Source organism: Larkinella terrae (assembly GCF_009668025.1).
Lineage (GTDB): Bacteria > Bacteroidota > Bacteroidia > Cytophagales > Spirosomataceae > Larkinella > Larkinella terrae.
This window is the reverse complement of the sequence record NZ_WJXZ01000002.1, coordinates 518,619-537,755: the sequence shown is the minus strand read 5'-3', so window position 1 is coordinate 537,755 and position 19,137 is coordinate 518,619. Positions and strand designations below refer to the sequence as shown.

Genomic DNA, 19,137 nt, shown 5'->3' with positions numbered 1-19,137 from the left:
AAAACAGGTTAGTGAAGAGTTTAATCCAGGACAAAAATAAAATCATCCCGGCTGGTTTTCGTATTTATCCGGTCTTTTTCACGGTTTTCAGCTATTTCTTAACCGTGGATCAATTACCAACGCATGTTCTTTCAGAATACGGACACGGGCAAATTGGGGATGATCGGCGTGCAACAGAAAATTGATGCCGGATGGCAAGACGGATGACAGGTTGTTAGCAACGCAGTTGAAGGCTTCCCATGAAGCAGGAGAAGGATAATGGATTACTTCAGGCCATCTGCTGGCGAATCGTCGGGAGGTGGATTTTGGACGGTTCTACCCGCAGGCGCAATTCGGTGTATTCGTAAACGTCTTCAAACAAATCCTGCAGTTCGTGCACATACTGGAGATACCGGCGGGTTTGTACGCACAGCCAGCAGTTCATACCGGGCACCAGTCGGGAATCTTCGTACGTCCAGGAATTCGCCGAAGGGTCGGGCCAGAAACCGAAAGCAGCCAGCCAGGGCTTTGTCAATTTGATGGGCTGGGGACGGTTCGGCGGTTGAAGTGCTTTCAAAAGCGCTTCCGTAAGCAGGACAGGTTCGTTGTGAATCAGGTAATAGCGATTCGGTTTGGGGTGTAGAATCATTGTACAGGCAACAAAGAGTTTTACCAAAGTACGATAAAAATTAAAATACAAGTTATTTGTATTAATAAATCGTTACATAAGTTTAGTTACCGGTCCAATTACGCTTTATTTCGGTAATCCAACGGTTAAAACCTTATCTGATTTCGCCCGTAAGTTGTTTCAACTTTCATCAAAAAAAACCGCACAATTAATCCAGTCTCGCCAAAAAAATAAGTATTTTTACGGTGTTTATTTATAAGTACTCCTCATCCCTGCAACTATTTACCAGACAATCCTGAATTGATAATCAAGGGTAAAAATGGAATCCCAGCCTTCTCTCCTTCTGTCTGAATTCTCAATCTCCTGATTTGATTTTAAGGTTATTATTTGTTTAATTTTTCCAAAAAACCGCTCCACTTCTCCTCATTTCAGAGTCCAAATTCCGGTTTTGAAACCCATATTGATCAGCTCGGAAATTATACTTTCCAAGAGTTTAATTCCGGAAATAACGGATTTTCCAATGCTAAAAATAGTGATTAATATCTGCCTTTTTCGGTTTATCGGTCAGCGCAAAAAGCAAACTTGTATGAACAATAAATTAACTATTATAACCCGCATTAGAGCAACAATGAATCGACCCGGTGGGCGTGCACCATCTGGTCGGTCGTCGACCAGGTGAAGATCGTAAACCGGCCATCCTGCGAAGCCACCAGCGCCACCGCATCGCGCTGATCGAACACAAATTGAGCCGCCGACAGATGTCGGGTACCGCCCGTCTGGGCCGGATGAACGATCAGGGGCTCATTGCCCACGATGGGCTCGGTGATGATGATCTGTTCAACCCGTTCGCTGGTTTCAGAGCGCCCGATTTTAGCACCGAACCCCAGCACTTCATACTGATCGTTAATGATGGTAGCCCCATCCACCGACGTCAAACCGCCAATGGCTTCGACGGCCAGATTAACCGCCCCGCGCCACACATTCTGGCTGGCTGCATCGGATTCCTGTTGCAGTAAATCCGCTAACCGACTGAAAACCGGCACAATCGGGTACGACATGGGCTGAATGATCGAATCGCGCCAGGCATCACGGCCCGACGGTACCACCAACAGCGACCCGCCCCGGCCGTGGGCCCGCATCGAGACGGCCAGCTGGACCAGAATATTCATCGAATCGTTCCAGAATGAGGGCAGGGTAAAACCCAGCATCGACGTCACGACAAAGGGGCAGTCGGGCGTTTTGGCGGTTCCTTCGTCCACGATTTTGATCTGATCGCCCTTGAGAATAGCAACGTTGACAAACTTGCCAAAACCGTCGAGCCGCCGGTGTTTGACCACCAGTAGGCCGGGTTCGATCACCTCCAGCACGAGGCAGTTCCCCGGAATTTCGCGGGTGGTTCCCCAGATATACAATTCGTCCCTGTCGTACCAGACGCCCAGGTGAATGCCGGGGCGCTCAACGGCCGGCGCGAGCTTGGTCAGCACGTCGGGCGTAAACCGGAGCCGCTTCCCAAAAATAAGGGGCTGTCCGGCTTTGTCAGGGGGTAAAAAGGCCAGGGTAACCTTGGGCGATACGCCTTCTTCGTGCCGGAGGCTGGCCCAGAAAGCCGTATCGATCATGGCTTCAATTTCCGGTGCGTGCGGCTGATGGGCCGTTTCCTGGCCGCCATTCGAGGTGGCGGTGGCAAAATGATGCGCGAAATACGATTCTACGGTTCCGGCTACCAACCGGGCCGCCTGATAAGTTGATACAGAGTGCATGTTCGAAAGTAAACTTGTATTGTAAAGGACAGTCAGCCGGTTTTAAGTTCCATTCAAAAACCGCCCTGTCAAGAATCGCTGTTATTGAACTGTCGAAAAACCGGTTTCTTCCACCGGTTTTTCGACAGCGAATTTCCGAATTTTCGGAATGCCGTAAATATTAAATAGCCATTTGGTTATTTTTAGGGTTAACATAAGTAAAGCGAAGTAAATAAATCGTGAATACTGATTTAGGAACGGCCAACGAGTTATTTGAACTATTAACCAAGGCAACCCGGGATGCAGTCTGGAACTGGAACCTGGAATCCGACACCGTCTGGTGGAGCGACGGCTACGCCATTTTATTCGGCCATGAAATTCCCCCGGCGGAAACCGGGCCGGAATCCTGGTTCGATTACGTGCACCCCGACGATAAAGACCGGATTCTGGACGGCATTTACCAGATTATCGATCACGGCGGCACCAACTGGTCGGATGAATACCGGTTTCGCCGGGCCGATGGCACCTACGCTTATGTTTTCGATCGGGGCTACATCACCCTCCGCGACGGGAAAGCAGTTCGGATGGTCGGTTCCATGCAGGATATTACGGAACGGGTTAACCTGCAAAAAGCGCGCAGCGAAAGTGAGGACCGGTTGCGGATGGCCCTGGATTCGGCGCAGCTGGGAACCTGGGATTTCGACCCGTTTAGCAACCTGGTTTACTGGGACGACCGTTGCCGCATGCTGTTTGGGTTAACCCAAATCAACCAGCTCCCCTACGATCAGGCGATCCGTTACGTTCATCCGGACGATCAGGCCCGGGTTCTGGAAACCGTCAGACAGGCGTTGAAGCCCGAATCGGGCGGGCAGTACGACACCACATTCCGAACCATCGGGGGTGACGATGGCAAGCTGCGCTGGGTGCGGTTTATCGGACAGGCTTATTTTACCGAAACCGGTCAGGTTTACCGGTTTTCCGGTGTTGCCCACGATAGCACCGCCGAAATTCTGGAGCGGGAAAAAACCGTGCGGTTCGAGCACCAGGCGCGGCTGGCGCTGGAAGGGTCCGGATCGGGTTCGTTTTCGATCAATCTGGAAACCGATGAAATCATTTATTCGCCCTCTTTTGCCCGCATTCTCACCGGCGAAGAAGGATTTGGCATCACGCGGGACGTTTTTATCAGCCACGTTGACGCTCGGGATCGTCCGATTCGCGAACGGGCTTACCGGGTGGCCCTCCAAACCGGAAATTTAAATTACGAAGCCCGCTTTATCTGGACGAACCAGGAGGTTCACTGGGTTAAGGTCCTCGGGCAGTATTTATACAACAGCGACGGAAAACCGGTTTCTTTTTCCGGAATTACCATTGACGTTACCCAGCAAAAAGAAAAGGATATTCTGCTCTTGAAAGCCGAAGAACGGTTCCGGAACATGATTGCGCAGGCGCCGGTTGCGATCGGCATTCTGAGTGGCGAAAAGTTGGTAATCGAAACCGCCAACCAGTCCATTCTGGAATTGTGGGGAAAGGGCCCCTCTATACTTGGGCTTCCCATTGCCGAAGCGCTGCCGGAAATCGAAGGTCAGGGCTTTATCGAATTGTTGCAAACCGTTTACACGACCGGCGTTCCCCACTACGGTTTTGAGACCCTGGCCCGTTTGCACCGCAACGGCCAGTTGGAAGACGGCTATTTCAATTACGTTTATGCGCCGATTCGGGAAAGCAGTGATCGCATTACGGATGTCATGGTATTGGCGACGGAAGTAACCGCTCAGATTAAAGCGAAACTGGACTTGAAAGAAAGCGAGCAGCGGTTTCGGAACCTGATTGAAGAAGCCCCGGCGGCCATGAGCCTGTTTATAGGCCCCGATATGGTCGTCGAACTGCCCAACGAAGCCATGATCAAGTTCTGGGGGAAGGGCGACTCGGTGATCGGAAAACCGCTGCGGCTAGCTTTACCCGAACTGGAAGGGCAGCCTTTTCTCCAGATTCTGGACGAGGTTTACGCGACGGGCATCGAATACGCTTCGCAGGAAGCGGAGGCCAAACTGGTCGTGGATGGAATACCCGGCATTTACTATTTCAATTTTACGTATAAACCGCTGCGCAATGCGGCCGGAGACGTATATGCCATTCTCAACGTTGCCATCGATGTCACCGAGCAGGTGCTGGCCCGCTGGGAAGTTGAAGCGAGCGAAATGCGGTTCCGGACGCTCCTGGAGGCTATTTCGCCCATGACCTGGACGAATACGCCCGAAGGCGAGTTTAACTTTTATAACCAGCAGTGGTACAATTACACCGGCCTGGATTACAAGAGAACCAAAGCCTGGGGCTGGCAGGCCATCCTGCATCCCGACGACCTCGCCTATACCCAGGAGAAGTATCTGGAAGCCCTGAAAACCGGGACGGCTTTTGTGGTCGAAAACCGCTACCGGCGGGGTTCGGACGGTATGTACCGCTGGCATCTGAACCGCGCATTGCCCATTCATGACGAAACCGGCACCATTACCCTCTGGGTCGGAACGGCTACCGATATTCACGAACAGAAACGAATTGCAGCCGAGCTGGAGCGCCAGGTTCAGGCCCGAACGCAGGAGCTGGAAGGCACGAACCAGGACTTACTGCGCTCCAACGAAAACCTGATGCGGTTTGCCTACGTGGCTTCTCACGATTTGCAGGAGCCACTCCGCAAAATTCAGTCCTTCGGCAGTCTGTTGCAAAGCCAGTATGCCGACGGTTTGGGCGAAAACGGCGTGGACCTCATCAACCGCATGCAGTCGTCGGCCGGGCGGATGTCGGAACTGATCAAAGATTTGCTGGCTTATTCGCGCATTTCGACCCGGCAGCAGGCTTTTGATGCGGTTTCGTTGGCCGAGATTGTATCGAAGGTCCTGGAAACGCTGGAATTGCAGATTTATCAGTCCCACGCTCACATCGAGGTCAACGAGCTGCCCACGGTCAGCGGAGACGGTTCGCAACTCGGGCAACTGTTCCAGAATCTGTTGTCCAACGCCATCAAGTTCAGCCGGTCGGATTCCGCTCCGCAGATTCGGATTCAATACGATCAGGTGGCGGCTTCCGATCTGCCTAAAAACCTACGGATAGCCCGGCAGGCCAGCCGGTATCATTTGGTTCAGGTTATCGACAACGGTATCGGTTTCGACGAGAAATACGCCGATCGGATTTTTGAAGTTTTTCAGCGGTTACACGGAAAATCGGCCTACAGCGGTACGGGTGTTGGGCTGGCCATCTGTCAGAAAGTGGTGGAAAACCACGGCGGAGCCATCACCGCCCACAGCCAGCCGGGGCAGGGCAGCACGTTCAGGGTGTATCTGCCGGTCTGATTTCTGGTTGACGGTTTTTGGTTGACGGTTGGCCGTCGCTACGTCTGGCTGACGTATCCCATGTTCGCTACCCAATATCCAGTATTCACTATTCGATATTCAAGACTGCGTCAGCCACTAAAACTAACAAATCCAGATGATCAATACCGCCGACTTGAATTAAGGTTCTATCCCCTTCCGATCACTTTTGCCCGTAATAGTTCTCCCAGAACCTCAGTTTGTCTTTGTTCGGTAAAGGGCGGTTTTCAATCGTCTTGTCGATGATCTGGGTGTTTTCCGACTCGCGGGTGTAGGCCGACCAGACCGGCAGATTTGGGCCGTTGGGATTACCGGTTTTGGCAAAATTGACCCAGTACGACGACATGACGTCGGCAATCTGCCGGTCAATGGCCTCCCACGGACGATCCACGGTCTGGAGGTTGTTGTACGCATACGGCACCTCGCCGGTGTGGAACGCGCCAAACTGTGTCTGGGGCGTGTGGGCGGGCACCTTGCGCGTAAAATTGTACAGAAAAACCGGTGATTTTCCGGTTTTGGTTTGCATTTTGGCCCACGTATAATCCTGAATACCAAAGCTTTCATCCCGGTTGCTGTTTCCCTGCGACTGGGCGCTTTCTTCCTCGGTTTGGGCCGGATAAACCGAAAAGTAAGCGTCGGCCTGATTGCCAAACCGCTTTCTGATCTGCTCGCGAAAGACCTCCGCTTTGACTGGTGCGCCCATTACTTTATCATCGCCGTTCCAGCCCAGCAGCAGCGAAACATCGTTCTGGCGCGATTTGGCGTAGATTTCATAAATGCCTTCGGGCAATAAATAACCGTCGACGACGGGGCCATTTAAACCGCCGGAAGCCTTCAGGATTTCTTCTGCCGATTTGGCACGCAGGTCGCTCAGCGAAGCCGCATTGAGCTTTCCGGCAAAATCAACCCCTAATTGTTCAGCGTCTTGCAACGTCAGTCGGGGGCGCGCCGGACTCGATAGAAAGCTCCCGCCACTCTCGGCAATGGCCCGGTGAAAAAGCCCTTTAGCCAGGGGCGAAGCCGCCAGGAAATTAACCGCAAACGCCCCCGCCGACTGTCCGGCAATGGTCACATTTTTCGGATCGCCCCCGAAGGCGGCCGCGTTTTTCTGCACCCATTTCAGGGCCGCAATCATGTCCAGCAGCGCGTAATTACCGGAAGCCTTATATCCCGATTCCTTCGAAAGTTCGGGGTGGGCCAGAAAACCGAAAACGCCGACGCGGTAGTTGATCGTCACAAAAACCACCCCTTTTTTCGCCATCGCTTCGCCGTCGTAAATCGCGCAGCCCGCGCCCCCGCTCCGAAAACCGCCCCCGTAAATGTAGACGAAAACCGGTCGCTTCTCAGCCGCCGAACGGGCGCCCGTCCATACATTCAGGTAAAGGCAATCTTCGCTGATGGGTTGTTCGGGAATCAGGAATTCCGACGACCAGTACATAAAGGGCGCGGGTTTGGCCTGCATCGGGCTGGGTCCAAATGCCACACATTTTTTAACACCCGACCAGGCGGACACCGGCTGCGGGGCTTTCCAGCGCAGGTTTCCCACCGGCGGAGCCGCAAACGGAATGCCCTTAAAAATCCGGATATCACCGGTTTTGTTGGCCATGCCTTCCACGCGGCCGCTTTCGGTTTTGACGATCAGCGACTGCCCGATGGCATAAGAAGAAAGCAAAAAAGTCAGAAAAAAGGCCCAGATACGACTCACCGGCGCGATACGGTTTACGGGAACAAATTTTATCTCTATATGCTCATTTTCAGCACATTACTACACTCTCTACCGGAAAAGCAGCGGCACGTATTCGTTGAGATATTGCCGCCAGTTGATCCAGGTGTGGCCGCCCGCCGTTTCCTTATACTGGTACTTGATCTGGTGTTTATCGAGCAGCGCCATCGTTTTTTTGTTGGCATCCATCACAAAATCATCCTTGCCAATTTCAATCCAGAACAGCTTCTTGTTTTTGTTAAAACCGGGGTCATTCAGCACGCTGGCGTATTTGGTTTCGGCCTCGTCGATGGTGGCCCCGAAAAAACCGGAGCTGAATACGCCGACATAATTGAACAGATCCGGCCGGGTCAGCGTCAGGTCCAGCGTCTGAAAACCGCCCATTGACAACCCGGCAATGGCCCGGTTCTCGCGATTGGCCTGCGTCCGGTAATTTTTCTCGACATACGGCATCACTTCTTTCAGCAGTTCGTTGGCAAACAACGTCCGCATCTGCGTCATCACCGCCGGATTGGGCATTCCTGACGAGGGCGGAAGCGGCATGCTGCCGTTGGGCATCACCACAATCATGGGTTTGGCCTGCCCGGCCGCCAGCAGATTATCCAGAATAAAACCGGCGCGGCCCACCGTTGGCCAGCCCGAATCGTCATCGCCCCCGCCGTGCAGCAGGTAAAAAACCGGGTATTTCGTGTTGCCCTTATCATAACCGGGGGGCGTATAAACGTGCATCCGGCGCGCCATGCCCAGCGTATTGGACTGGTACCAGACCTGCCGCAGTTCGCCGTGCGGAACCGGGCGGTTGTCTTCAAAAACCGTTTCAGAACCGGGCAGCGCCATCACATTTTCCAGGCTGCTGATGCCCTGTTTGATCACCGGATTTTTCGGGTCCATGGTCCGAACGCCGTCGACCATCAGCGTATACGTATAATAGTCCGGTTTGAGCGGGCCCACCGTCACCGACCAGACGCCGTTGGCGTCCTTGGCGAGATTCAGCGGTTTTCCACCGCCCAGAAAATCACCGGCCACGATCACCTCGCTGGCTTTGGGTGCGTAAATCTGAATAGCCACCCGGTTGTTAGTCAGCACTTTGGGCGAGTTGAGGGTGTCGTTGGGCGTGGGTTGTCGCGGGGGCGTTTGCGCAAATGTCCGAACACCCAGCAGGAAAGCTGCTATCAGCAGCAGATTTGAAGGAACAAGACGTTTCATGGAAATTCTGGTTAAGGTTGGCGCACTCTTAATCAAAAATAGGAAAAGGTTTTCATTGTAAAATACATCAACCGATTTTTTGAAACGGTTCGGGATCAGGTGAAACGATTTTCCGGCCATCCCGGCAACCAGCGGTTTTTCCGTTCCGGCAATTATCCGGTTTTTCCCCCAGCTTATTTACCCAATGCCGCTCAGTATCGCTTTCGCCTGGACGGCCGCTTCCTGCGGCTTTACTTTTGCCTAAAATAACAAATACACTACGATGAAACTCGCCCTCATTACGCTATTACTTGTCGGTATGATCAACGCCGAAAACGCCAGCGCCGATTGCCCGCCCGTGGTTGCCGACGGAAAAATTCACGGAATCCTGCCCGTAGTAAATCAAAAAGTTGCCTACGCCGACGTGGTGGATTGCGGCAGCGTGGCCCAGGTCGAACTGTTCCGACGCGCCCGGTTGTGGGCATCTCAGTCGTTACGGTCATCCGGCGAAACGTTTACGGTGAGTGATAAAGAAACCGGTGACCTGGTCGGAAAAGCCGTTCAGGTCGTCACCCTGCCCCGCACCGAAACCTCGGCCGGTGGCGTTTATTCGTTCCGTTACACCTTTGTCATCGAGTGTGCCAACCGCAAATACCGCGCAATGATCACCCACGTTGAAATAGAAAACGGCGACGCCCGGCCCGTTCCCGTCGAAGTCTATTGCCAGAAAAACGACAAAGATTTGCGGACGATTTATTCGGAACTGGACAAGCAGTTGAAGGTCGTTCTGGCGTCGCTGCAGGATGAGGTGAAGAATTACAAAGCGTTTTAATGCATGAACCGCACCGTTTCTTACCTGTTGGGACCGGAACTGGCCTGGGTGCTGCTACTCGCCATCACCGGTTTTCTGGTATCCCGCAGCGAGCCCATCAGCGACGCCGAAAAAGAGCAGATTCTGAACCTCGGCTGGTTTTTACCGATCATTGCCGTGCTGCTTTCCTTTGTGCCGCTGTTCTGGGCGCCGGGCAGCCAGTGGTGGTGGCTCTTCCGGATTGGTTTCGTCGGCATTGCCGGTATCCTGTACATGTCCGGCCAGATTTGCGGAGCCGTTGATTTTCACGACAGCCGGAACTCCGGCGTCGGCACGGCCTACATGCTGTTTATTATCCTTGGCCTGGTGTTCCTGTTTGGCGGGGCCATCATAGCGTTTTTTTTCTTCCTCACGAAGTGGAATTTCATCCCGGTTTTGAAATGGAGCCTGATTGTACTTGGCGGATTGGCGTCTTTTCTGGGCCTGATTTTCTGGATTGCATCCTTCGGCAAAAGCCCGGCTTCCTGATTTAAAGCAGATTACGGTTTCGGAAATGTCTTCTCTACGCATTTTAAAAACCGTAATCTGCTTTTATACTTTTCCCAGATCAAGCGCACGAGTAAGTGAAATAGTTCACCTATATACGTTATATAGATAATCTTATCGTAGGAATTCACTCTTTTTATCCCTCTCCCCTGATCCAATTTGCACAGCCTGATGTAATAAAATAATAATCTTTTATTTAGTTGTATAAGCAATAATCAATTTTATTGATTTATCCCGATTATGGAGTTCAAACCGGAATTTATCAACTCACTTTGCAAGGGGTTTTGCATAACGATTAATTTCGGTCGTTTGTGCATTCCTATTGGTTGAATAACATCCTGATGGTTCAATAGAATTTAAAAATTGCCAATCCTGGCCAGTAGCTTCTCTTTACTGCCTTTTATTTACTCCGAGCTATTAAATCGTAAAAACCGGGTAGTTCTGTAAATAATTAGTACTATTTCATTGTTAATTTATATTTTATAACGCAAAAAAGCTCTCCAACGGCGGGAAATCAAACTATTTCGGGTGCAGGAAAAAAGTAATGTTGCTGGTTGGCCGCCAATCGGGCTGTGATCGCGGGCCGCAGAATTGGGTAGATAGCGTCGATTCCGGCCCACCTGTGATTGATTAAATTGCGTCTCTTTTTCTATAAAATAAAAGAAAACCGGTTTTAGATTTCACTATTCCCGGATAATTACTCAAGCAATTTTTTAAGTTAAATTTTACCTTTTTAGTAATCGATCAATTAGCTGTTGTGATGGAATTCGGGGCTGACAATTACTGTGCCAAAGAATTATAAATTTCGGGAAAACTGGTAGAGTGATTTTATGGTATGCAATTTTGACAACTGGTATAAATAATTTGCCTTTTCTATAAAATTTTATGAATGAAACTATAAACCACACAAAATGGCATTGAAATTGGATGAACAAGAACGTACTCAATTAACTCACGAGTTTTTATTCATCAGATCGAGCTTCCGGGTTTGTAGACGGTGGGTGAACAACTGAGTTTTCTAACTCTGGAAAAATGTCATCCTGGTTTACTCAACGTCACCACATTCAAACTGAGATTGAAGAATTTCACTATCAGGTTGCTCCTTCTCCTGAGCAGGCAACGACGGACATTCCGCTTGAAAGTCTTCAGAACCATTGCCTGGCTTGGGAACAACAACGGCTTTCTTTGTCTCAAATTATGGCCAAAGCGCGCTGGTTTGTGCTCTGGCATCATCCATCCGGGGAATCAACTCCCTACGGTTTTGCGGTTTTGGAAGAATGCTCCAATGCCGTTTATGGGTACAGTCTGTGGGCTCGTCAAAGCGGTCGGATTCAACGGATCGCAACGGCAACGGACAAAGGCATGCTTGATGATTTTTTACAGGCCGAACGGTGTGAGCTAACCACGGAAGAGCGCCGGGTTCGCCTGTTTCTGCAAAACGTCACTCAGCAACTGACGACTTTTTCGTAATGCAGCATCAGCAAGCCGGCTCTCTTCAATTAAGAGGATATAAAGTGCCCCTGTCGCTCTCCGACCTGATCTGGCTGGAAGGCAACAGCAATTATAGCTTGCTGCATCGACACAACGCCCCGAACCTGATGACGGCCAAAACGCTGGTGAGGTGGCAAAAAATGCTCCCTGAATTTATCCGGATCAGCCGGGGTGCGCTCGTCAACCCTTCTCACATTGCCCGATTACACCGAATCTCAACGTATCAGGTTGAAATTACGCTGACCGACGGCACGGTGCTCCTGGTAGCCCGCCGACGCATCGCCGAGGTTTTCAAAGCCATCAAGGCCGTTAACTAGCTGACCGGTTTTGTTCGCTAACTGGCGTACTTCAGGTACAGGATGTAGGGCAGAATCCGCAGTTTACAGGCGATCCAAATCGGCAACCGAAGCAGGCGGATCAGGGGCAGGTACGTCCTGAAATCCTTGTGCGACCGGGGAGCGCGGTAGAAGATCGTCTCCCACTCTTCCAGTTTCCAGCCCAACTTCGAAACGGCATACATTACCACCGAGCGGTCGTATTCGTAGGCCCCCGCTTCCAGTTGGTCGATGGCATCTTCGCGCGTTAACTGCCCGGAACGAACCAGCGCCGACAACTCGGTTTTCCGTTTATCGATATTGAATTTATTCGGCAGCAGAAACGACTGGAAGAATTTGGTATACAGATTCTTATGGTGATAACCGCCGTAATAGACCCAGCCCAGGTCCAGCGCCAGATCTTCGTCGACTTTCTTTTTATTATAATCGACGTACTCCAGCAACCGAACCTCCCGGATGCGTTTGATAAATACACAATAGAGTAAGTACCAGAGCGTCATGAATTTAAAACTGCGGACCACGCCACTGCCAAACTTGTTGTGCACACTTTTGATATACCGGCTATCCATGTACGTCCAGCTAATCGGCGACGTGCCTTCGGTTCGGAACGAATGCCCGTTCAGAATGTAGCGGACACCTTCTTTCGCGGCCGTTTCATACAATACCGAGTGAATGGCGTAGACGGTCGGAATGTCGGCGTCGGGGACCGAAGCCTTCAGAAATGCCCGCTGCAGGTCAATAACTTCTTCCCGATCGGCCTTCACGCGACGCAAATCAACCCGCAGCAGATCGGTTGCTTTCCGGATATTCGAAACCGCAATGTCGGTATTCCAGCCGTTGTCGAAATAAACCGCCAGAGGTCGCAGCCCCAACTGCCGCGCCATGTAAAGGGTGTGAATGCTGTCGCGGCCTCCACTCACGCCCACAATGCAATCGTAGGTTTTGTCACGCCCGTCCCGTTTGATCCGGTTAACGATCCGCTTCAGGTCCTTCTCCATGTTTTCCAGCGGGTGAAGGCGGTCCATTTCGTCGTGAATGTGGCAATATTTACAAACGCCCGCATCGTCAAACCAGATATCGGAAACGGTTGTATCCAGTACGCACCGGCTACACCGCTGGTACTCAATATCCAAGGTATTTTTTAACGGCTTAATCTTTGCTTCCATCTCACCCGAACTACTGAATTTTCTAAGCGTTTTTTTACGCGTACTTTTTTGTCGACATAAAATCGGCAATCACCGAAACGATGGTATCCTGCTGCCGGGATTCCATTTCCGGGTAAATCGGTAACGAAAGGACCTGCTGACTCAAACGCTCGGCAACCGGAAAACTGCCCGCGGGAAACCGGTCGCTGTAATAGGCCGGTTGCAGATGAACCGGCACCGGATAGTAAACCATCGACGGAATGCCATTCATATGCAGTTCGGCCCGCAGCGCATCCCGCAAGCCGGTCGGCACGGTTACGGTATAATGCTGATAGACGTGCGATGAGCGCTTGGATGTAACCGGCGTCTGAATTCCCGGAATAGCCGCCAGCAGATAATCGTAGCGGGCCGCCAGGATTTGACGCTGCCGGTTAAACTCGCTCAGGTGTTTGAGCTTTACGGATAAAATGGCCGCCTGCAGCGTATCGAGCCGCGAATTAACGCCCACCACTTCGTGAATGTATTTCTTCCGCTGCCCGTGATTGGTAATCATTTGTAACCGATCAGCCAGTTCTTCATCGTTCGTGATGAGCGCTCCGCCATCGCCGTAGCACCCCAGATTGGTGAAGGGCGAGAACGACACACAACCTACCTGCCCGAGCGTTCCGGCCGACTCGACCGAGCCGTCGGCCAATTCGTATTCGCTCCCCAGCGCGTGAGCGGCATCTTCAACGACAAAAACGCCGTGGTCGGAAGCCAGCCGGAGCAGCGGTTCCATGTCGGCGCATTGCCCAAAAAGGTGAACAGGGATTACCGCTTTGGTGCGGGAAGTCAACGCCACCTCAACTTTTTCGGCGGTTATCGTAAACGTTTTCGGATCAACATCGACCCAAACCGGACTCAGCCCTAACAACACAACAACCTCAACCACAGCCACATGGGTAAAAACCGGCAGAATCACTTCGTCGCCCGGTTTTAGCCCCAGACCCATCAGGGCAATTTGCAGCGCGTCGGTTCCGCTGGCGCAGGTAACCACCCGGTTGGCCCATAAAAAAGCCGCCAGTTCCTGCTGGAATTCCCGAACGGAAGCTCCGTTGATGAAATCGGTTGTGTCCAGACAATGCTGAACAGCCGCGTCAATTTCGGTTTTCAGGCGGAGGTATTGCGTTTTCAAATCGCCCATCTGAATGCGTTCCACAGTCGTCATTTGGGTATAGGCTCCGTACTAACTGGCCCGGCCGATGCCGGATTTCCCGGAAAATTCTCCTTTGACTCAATCCTTTTCGCTTCAACGGATTGGCCGTATCAGTGGAGCAGGTATTTCCGCAGAAGATTGGGTTTATCATTGCCTGACTTCCGATAATAATAGTACCGGTAATCGTACGAATATTTATTCTTGACCGAGTTTAACACAATGTTCAGTTTAGGAAACCGCTTCTCCTTATACAGGCTATCCGCCAGCCCCAGGTAACTGCGGTGGGTGATGTTGTGCCGGACCGCATACAGCGTTACGTCGGCAAACGGCCCGATCAGCTGGGCGTCGGTCACCAAACCGATGGGCGGTGAATCGATAATGATGTTGTCAAATCGCGTCCGGGCTTCTTCAATGAGTTGCTGCAAACGCGGCCCGCTCAGCAACTCCGACGGATTAAGTGGAATCGGCCCGCAGGAAATGATGAACAGGTTATCAAAACCGGGCACCTGCTGCAGAACTTCATCCAGCGATGCCTCGCCCGTCAGGTAGCTGCTGCAACCCCGGAAATTCAGCATGCTCAGGGCTTTGTGGAGCTTTGGCCGGCGCAAGTCCATGTCGATGATCAGGGTTGGCCGACCCACCAGGGCCTGGCTCACCGCTACGTTAAGCGACAAAAAGGACTTGCCTTCTCCGCTCAGGCTGGAGGTAAAGAGCAACACCTGGCTTTCGTTGGCGCTTTCGCGCAGAAACTGCAGGTTGGTCCGCAAAGCCCGGATCTGTTCGGCGGCTATCGAACGTTTTCGGCCATTCACAATAACCGGGAATTCGTGTCTGACGTAGGCAATCTCGCCAATCACCGGAACATCGGTGGTCTGGTTAATTTCGGCCCGGCTCGAAACCCGTTCGTTAAAAGCTCTTTTAACGGTAATAATAGCTGCCGGAACCAGCAAACCAACGGAACCAAACAGCAACAGAATCAGGATTTTAAGCGGTTTTATCGGCTCCGGGCTTCCACTGGCGGCATCGATAACCTGACTCGTGGAAACAATGGAAGCGTACGAAAGCGCGGTTTCTTCCTGCTTCTGGAGTAGATAATTGTAGAGGTTGTTTTTGATTGCCTGCTGGCGGGTAATGTTCATCAGCATCCGCTCCTTGCCCGGAATAACCCGGATCCGGGATTCATACCGCCGGTTGGTTGCTAATAACTGGCTGCGCGTATTGGTCAAAATGCTGCGTAATGTGCCAACCGTTTCGTTGATGCTGGATTTGGTGGCACTAATCTGGTCGTTGAGCGAACGTAAAACCGGATTGGATTCCGGAGAATTACGAGCCAGCACGTTCCGCTGCGATTCGAGGTCCGTCAGTTTACCGATCAGCGACGAAAGCGTGGGGTCACTAAATTTCAGCGACGACGGTAACACGACCCGGTTTTCGCTGTTGCTCCGGATATACCGTTCCACATCGCCCAGCGCACTGAGCTGGATGGCAACCTGGTTCAATTGGGCATCGTTGCTCTGTAATCCATTCAGCAAAGCCTGCGCGCCTGCTCCAATGTCGGTAATGCCGCTCGTTGCCTTGTAATTTTCAATCGACTTTTCCAGCAGGGCCAGTTCGCCCGACACCAGTTTCAGGCGCGACTGGATAAAACTCAGCGTGCCGGCAACCATCCGGTTTTTTTCGTTGGTAGCCGCCGAATTGTAATTGGCAATCATCTGATTGAGAATGGCCTCCCCTTTGACCGGCACGGCATCCTCGATCGACAGCACCAAAACCGTGGATGATTTACTGCTGGGCTCAACTTTCAGTTTGCTCAGATAATACCGGATCGTTTCCGGGTCCGTCATCACCTGCACCACCAGCGGATCGTTGGTGTAAACCACCGGCTGTTTAACAAAGATCTGCAACCGGCCGAAGGGCGTATTGATCACCTGGTTGGCCGGATAAACCCAGTCGTTCAGCCGGACGGTGGTAGGACTGATGATGCCAATCTGAAGGTCGGCGCGGTACAAATTTGCCGTCGGAGCGTTCAGCACGACTCGAACGGGTGCATCACTGTAAATTTCCCGTTTCCCGAAAGGAGTGCTGCGAAAGTAGCGAACGTTCAGGCCGAGCGAATCGACCACCTTCTTCATCAGCGAATTCGACTTCAGGATTTCGATCTCATTTTCAACGACTTTGCTGGGGCTGTAAATATTCAGTTCTTTCAGAACGCCGTCGTTGCCCAGGCCCTTCTGCTCATCTTTTACCAGCAAACTTGCCTGAATCCGATAAATAGGCTCCGTAAACCAGATGTAAACAAAACCGGCCACGATCATCGTGATCAGCGATGTTAAAAACCATTTCCAGTGTTTCAGGTAGTCTTTCAATGTGCCCCGTACATCCGATGAGCTAATTTCGCCCTGCGGATACGTGGGATAACTGTACATGTGCGATGACTTCATGAGCACCCGACTTCTAAAATTGGTTAAGACCGTTACAAACTATCTTATTAAATAAGACCGTTTATAACCTTTTTATTAGCTAGTTATTAATAGAGGAGTTTATACCCGTACCGACCCATTCGCCTGAAGGAAGTCCTTGAAAGTCATGTCTATCCTTCTCTAAATTGTCAACAAAAACCACCGGCATCTCTTTTTTTTACAAATTCAAATTAAAAGACGGTTTCTTTTGCGATTTTTAATACCTAAGTAATTACAACTATACGTCGGCGAATACAAAGAAGTTGATCAATGGTCGTTGAGCTGGTCTGTTTTCCGATTAAAATCATCCACTAACAATGAGGAAAACAAGGCATTGTGTGGTAATTCGTACCTAAATTTCAATTTCTACTCACAACAAATCTACACTAAATGACTATTATCTAACAACTGCTGTAACTGAAAGTTATTATATGGCGCAGAAATAATTTACCAATTTATATTGTATGTATATACACATCAAAAATAGTTGTCTTGTAACTAATGCGATCCGTATTTAGTAATAGTCTGATTTATAATTATTGCTAATAACAGCATAATACACAGACAGACAATTGATTACTTCAAATTTATTCATAAAACGAAGGAGTTTTAGCCCGCAAACCCGCTCGATGATATTGCTGGGATGGTGTCCGATAATTGTCAGGCATCAGGACACGGTTTCGTACAATTTCTATCGCAAAAAAGGTAAGCATAATCACGCATGCGGATCACTTTTGTTACCAGACAAAACCGCCCCGAAACCCCAACTCGCCCGTTTGCGCATCTTTTGCTTTTTTAAAGGCTCATTTTAGCAAAATTGTTGTCGAACTGCCGCAAAGCGGGTAATTTAGGCCCAACTCACAACGACCTAATTAAATTCGAATGGATCAATTGTTCTCCGCAGAAAACATCATCAGTTTACTGACACTGACATTTCTGGAAATTGTTCTGGGTATCGATAATATCATTTTCATCTCTATTGCCGCCAACAAGCTTCCCCTGAGCGACCAGCCCAAAGCCCGCAATCTGGGTTTATTGCTGGCCATGATCTTCCGGGTTATTCTGCTATTTGGGATTTCGATCCTGATTTCACTCAGTAAACCCTTCATGCACTACGAAAGCAACTGGCTGAAAGTGGCTTTTACCGGTCAAAGCCTGATTCTTTTCGTCGGCGGGCTGTTTTTGCTGTACAAAGCCACCTCGGAAATTCACCACAAACTGGAAGGCAGCTCGCACGAAGAAGACACGACGCCCAAAGGGAAAGCCAGCATTTCCGGGGTCGTCACCCAGATTGCCATCATTAATATTGTCTTCTCAATCGACTCCATTCTGACCGCCGTCGGCCTTACCCAGAATGTAACCGTGATGATTATCGCCGTCGTGCTGTCCGTACTCATCATGATGTTTTTTGCCGGACCCGTCGGAAAATTCGTCAACGATCACCCTAGTATTCAGATGCTTGGGCTGGCGTTCCTGATCATGATCGGTTTTATGCTCATTGCCGAAGGCGCGCACCTGGCCGAAGTGGTTCTGTTCAACAACGAAGTGGGCGCGGTGCCCAAAGGATATCTCTATTTTGCCATTGCGTTCTCGCTGCTGGTCGAAGTCCTCAACATTAAAATGCGGAAAAAGCAACAGCCCGTTCAACTCCACGGCTACGAAGAACAGGCCAAACGGGAAGGGGTGATTTGATTATTGACCATTGACGATTGACCACCGACCATTGATAATCGACCATTGATAATCGACAACCGGCTATATCAATGGTCAATCAGCAATCGTCAATGGTCAGAAGTATTGTAACTCTCCAGCAGCGCGATCAGGTTTGTTTCGTCGCTTAGGTTCAGATCCTGCTCTTTGATGAACTTTTCGACGCGCTCTTTCTGGTCCGTTAACGCGGCCAGCACCGATTTTTTGTTTTTCTGGATCCGCTGAAGGGCTCCATCCGGTTTGGCAATGAAATACAGTTCCTGCTTCTGGAACTCTCTGGTTACCGTTGCCGAATTGAACGGTTTGTTTTCGATGATGTTGACTTTCAACTGCTTCAGCAACTTGGTTGGCCCGTCGACCAGAACCTGGTAAAAAGTTGTCGGTGTATTGTTGTTCACCGCAGCAAAACCGTTGCGGAACACCAGCTCTTTGTCGTCGGTAATCCTGAATTCCCTGATGGCTGACGGACTCAGGCGGTACGGCTGTTCGTTCTGCAGATATTCGAGTTCGCCCGCGTGGGCGTCGTAACGAACTTTCAGGTTTGGATACGACTTATTATTGGCCGCCGTAACCGAACCGACCTTCCAGGCTTCATTCAGATACGGCGACCCCTGCACGTCTACGTATTTATTAGCCCGCAGCACCTGCCCGTTGACGTCGGTCAGAAAAACGCCCTGGGCGCGGGTTGCGGTGGTCAGCCCGAATGCGAGCAGGCCCAAAATCAGCATTGCTTTCATGGGTAGTAGTGCATTAAAACGGTTGATCGAAGTCGAAAACGGTATTCGTCCGTACAAGATAACGAACCAACGCCAAAACCAGTACGCTTTTT

15 protein-coding genes are annotated in these 19,137 nt (G+C 50.9%); 7 read left to right on the top strand and 8 right to left on the bottom strand.

The window, feature by feature from the left end; genetic code table 11:
- Positions 1 to 268: 268 nt before the first annotated feature.
- Positions 269 to 628, bottom strand: a complete 360-nt coding sequence (locus GJJ30_RS06230) for a hypothetical protein (RefSeq protein ID WP_154174280.1) — start codon at positions 626 to 628, stop codon at positions 269 to 271.
- Positions 629 to 1,224: 596 nt separating this feature from the next.
- Positions 1,225 to 2,367, bottom strand: coding sequence for a putative sensor domain DACNV-containing protein (locus tag GJJ30_RS06225; protein ID WP_154174278.1), 1,143 nt, complete (start codon positions 2,365 to 2,367; stop codon positions 1,225 to 1,227).
- Positions 2,368 to 2,585: 218 nt separating this feature from the next.
- On the opposite strand from GJJ30_RS06225, the gene GJJ30_RS06220 reads away from it, so the two are divergent.
- Complete coding sequence (locus tag GJJ30_RS06220; RefSeq protein WP_154174275.1) at positions 2,586 to 5,690, top strand: PAS domain-containing sensor histidine kinase; 3,105 nt, start codon at positions 2,586 to 2,588, stop codon at positions 5,688 to 5,690.
- Between the two features lie 181 nt (positions 5,691 to 5,871).
- Here GJJ30_RS06220 and GJJ30_RS06215 read toward each other — a convergent pair whose 3' ends face one another.
- Positions 5,872 to 7,413 carry a carboxylesterase/lipase family protein gene (locus tag GJJ30_RS06215; protein ID WP_310588196.1) on the bottom strand — a complete coding sequence of 514 codons (1,542 nt, stop codon included), beginning with the start codon at positions 7,411 to 7,413 and terminating at the stop codon, positions 5,872 to 5,874.
- Positions 7,414 to 7,482: 69 nt separating this feature from the next.
- Entirely contained in the window at positions 7,483 to 8,637 is a 1,155-nt protein-coding gene (locus GJJ30_RS06210; RefSeq protein WP_154174273.1) for an esterase, read from the bottom strand.
- A 99-nt stretch (positions 8,638 to 8,736) separates the two neighbouring features.
- Between GJJ30_RS06210 and GJJ30_RS06205 the strand changes: the two genes are divergently transcribed.
- The 5 genes from GJJ30_RS06205 to GJJ30_RS06185 all read left to right on the top strand — a co-directional run bounded on the left by GJJ30_RS06205 (position 8,737) and on the right by GJJ30_RS06185 (position 11,781).
- Positions 8,737 to 8,886 carry a hypothetical protein gene (locus GJJ30_RS06205; RefSeq protein ID WP_154174271.1) on the top strand — a complete coding sequence of 50 codons (150 nt, stop codon included), beginning with the start codon at positions 8,737 to 8,739 and terminating at the stop codon, positions 8,884 to 8,886.
- A gap of 13 nt (positions 8,887 to 8,899) precedes the next feature.
- Positions 8,900 to 9,448, top strand: coding sequence for a DUF4468 domain-containing protein (locus tag GJJ30_RS06200; RefSeq protein ID WP_154174269.1), 549 nt, complete (start codon positions 8,900 to 8,902; stop codon positions 9,446 to 9,448).
- A 3-nt stretch (positions 9,449 to 9,451) separates the two neighbouring features.
- A complete protein-coding gene (locus tag GJJ30_RS06195) occupies positions 9,452 to 9,955 on the top strand; it encodes a hypothetical protein (RefSeq protein ID WP_154174267.1) in 504 nt (167 codons plus the stop codon).
- A 1,050-nt stretch (positions 9,956 to 11,005) separates the two neighbouring features.
- On the top strand, positions 11,006 to 11,443 hold the full coding sequence (locus GJJ30_RS06190) for a hypothetical protein (RefSeq protein WP_154174266.1): 438 nt from the start codon (positions 11,006 to 11,008) through the stop codon (positions 11,441 to 11,443).
- Positions 11,443 to 11,781, top strand: coding sequence for a LytTR family DNA-binding domain-containing protein (locus GJJ30_RS06185; RefSeq protein WP_154174264.1), 339 nt, complete (start codon positions 11,443 to 11,445; stop codon positions 11,779 to 11,781). The genes GJJ30_RS06190 and GJJ30_RS06185 overlap by 1 nt, the downstream gene beginning before the upstream one ends.
- A gap of 17 nt (positions 11,782 to 11,798) precedes the next feature.
- On the opposite strand, the gene GJJ30_RS06180 is transcribed toward GJJ30_RS06185, so the two are convergent.
- The 3 genes from GJJ30_RS06180 to GJJ30_RS06170 all read right to left on the bottom strand — a co-directional run bounded on the left by GJJ30_RS06180 (position 11,799) and on the right by GJJ30_RS06170 (position 16,580).
- Positions 11,799 to 12,965, bottom strand: coding sequence for an N-acetyl sugar amidotransferase (locus GJJ30_RS06180; RefSeq protein WP_154174262.1), 1,167 nt, complete (start codon positions 12,963 to 12,965; stop codon positions 11,799 to 11,801).
- Between the two features lie 34 nt (positions 12,966 to 12,999).
- On the bottom strand, positions 13,000 to 14,151 hold the full coding sequence (locus GJJ30_RS06175) for a DegT/DnrJ/EryC1/StrS family aminotransferase (RefSeq protein WP_229312986.1): 1,152 nt from the start codon (positions 14,149 to 14,151) through the stop codon (positions 13,000 to 13,002).
- A gap of 98 nt (positions 14,152 to 14,249) precedes the next feature.
- On the bottom strand, positions 14,250 to 16,580 hold the full coding sequence (locus tag GJJ30_RS06170; protein WP_154174260.1) for a GumC family protein: 2,331 nt from the start codon (positions 16,578 to 16,580) through the stop codon (positions 14,250 to 14,252).
- Between the two features lie 900 nt (positions 16,581 to 17,480).
- On the opposite strand from GJJ30_RS06170, the gene GJJ30_RS06165 reads away from it, so the two are divergent.
- Positions 17,481 to 18,290, top strand: coding sequence for a TerC family protein (locus GJJ30_RS06165; RefSeq protein ID WP_154174258.1), 810 nt, complete (start codon positions 17,481 to 17,483; stop codon positions 18,288 to 18,290).
- An 89-nt stretch (positions 18,291 to 18,379) separates the two neighbouring features.
- Here GJJ30_RS06165 and GJJ30_RS06160 read toward each other — a convergent pair whose 3' ends face one another.
- Positions 18,380 to 19,045, bottom strand: coding sequence for a hypothetical protein (locus GJJ30_RS06160; RefSeq protein ID WP_154174256.1), 666 nt, complete (start codon positions 19,043 to 19,045; stop codon positions 18,380 to 18,382).
- Positions 19,046 to 19,137: the final 92 nt, after the last annotated feature.